Genomic DNA, 1442 nt, shown 5'->3' with positions numbered 1-1442 from the left:
GTTACTGGATTACCGCTTGGGTCATCACTATCGGCTATCGCCTGATTCGTTACGATACCTGCATCAATATCAGCCTGAGTGATCGCATAGGTCGCTGTATAAACTATCGTTCCACTACCTACTACCATATCTTCCAGGTCGGCTTCTCCGTCTTGGTCTGTTCCTCCACTAACATAGGTCGGTGTTGGTAAGGTACCCGTTCCTGTAAAGTCCGCTGCGTCTTCTGTGACACTAACATCAAATAAGGTCGTGTTACCTGTGTTGGTGACTGTATAGGTATACGTTATTATGTCACCCGGTGTGGCGATGCCGTCAACTCCTAGGTCTAAACTACTGGTCTTCTCTATAGCGATGCTTGCTGCCTGTGGAATCGTCGTATCTGTTGGATCGTCCGTTCCGGTTGGATCTGCTGGATCATCACTATCGTCCGTTACTGGATTACCGCTTGGGTCATCACTATCGGCTATCGCCTGATTCGTTACGATACCTGCATCGATATCAGCCTGGGTGATCGCATAGGTCGCTGTGTAAACTATCGTTCCACTACCTACTACCATATCTTCCAGGTCGGCTTCTCCGTCTTCGTCCGTTCCTCCACTGACATAGGTCGGTGTTGGTAAGGTCCCTGTTCCTGTAAAGTCCGCTACGTCTTCTGTGACACTAACATCAAATAAGGTCGTGTTACCTGTGTTGGTGACTGTATAGGTATACGTTATTATGTCACCCGGTGTGGCGATGCCGTCAACTCCTAGGTCTAAACTACTGGTCTTCTCTATAGCGATGCTTGCTGCCTGTGGAATCGTCGTATCTGTTGGATCATCCGTTCCGGTTGGATCTGCTGGATCATCACTATCGTCCGTTACTGGATTGCCGCTTGGGTCATCACTATCGGCTATCGCCTGATTCGTTACGATACCTGCATCGATATCAGCCTGGGTGATCGCATAGGTCGCTGTGTAAACTATCGTTCCACTACCTACTACCATATCTTCCAGGTCGGCTTCTCCGTCTTCGTCCGTTCCTCCACTGACATAGGTCGGTGTTGGTAAGGTCCCTGTTCCTGTAAAGTCCGCTACGTCTTCTGTGACACTAACATCAAATAAGGTCGTGTTACCTGTGTTGGTGACTGTATACGTGTAAGTAATGATATCTCCTACACTGGCTACTCCATCAACTCCTAGGTCTAAACTACTGGTCTTCTCTATAGCGATGCTTGCTGCCTGTGGAATCGTCGTATCTGTTGGATCGTCCGTTCCGGTTGGATCTGCTGGATCATCACTATCGTCCGTTACTGGATTGCCGCTTGGGTCATCACTATCGGCTATCGCCTGATTCGTTACGATACCTGCATCGATATCGGCCTGAGTGATCGCATAGGTCGCTGTGTAAACTATCGTTCCACTACCTACTACCATATCTTCCAGGTCGGCTTCTCCGTCTTC

General features: G+C 49.0%; 1 protein-coding gene. It reads right to left on the bottom strand.

Going from position 1 to position 1442, the window contains the following annotated elements; translation table 11 throughout:
* The coding region (locus F1003_RS15465) for a CLIPPER-2 domain-containing protein (RefSeq protein WP_202913903.1) at nucleotides 1-1442 on the bottom strand (1442 nt) is incomplete at both ends.

It is taken from the genome of Winogradskyella ouciana (assembly GCF_009709615.1).
GTDB classification, from domain to species: domain Bacteria; phylum Bacteroidota; class Bacteroidia; order Flavobacteriales; family Flavobacteriaceae; genus Winogradskyella; species Winogradskyella ouciana.
This window is presented reverse-complemented; position numbering and strand designations above follow the sequence as displayed.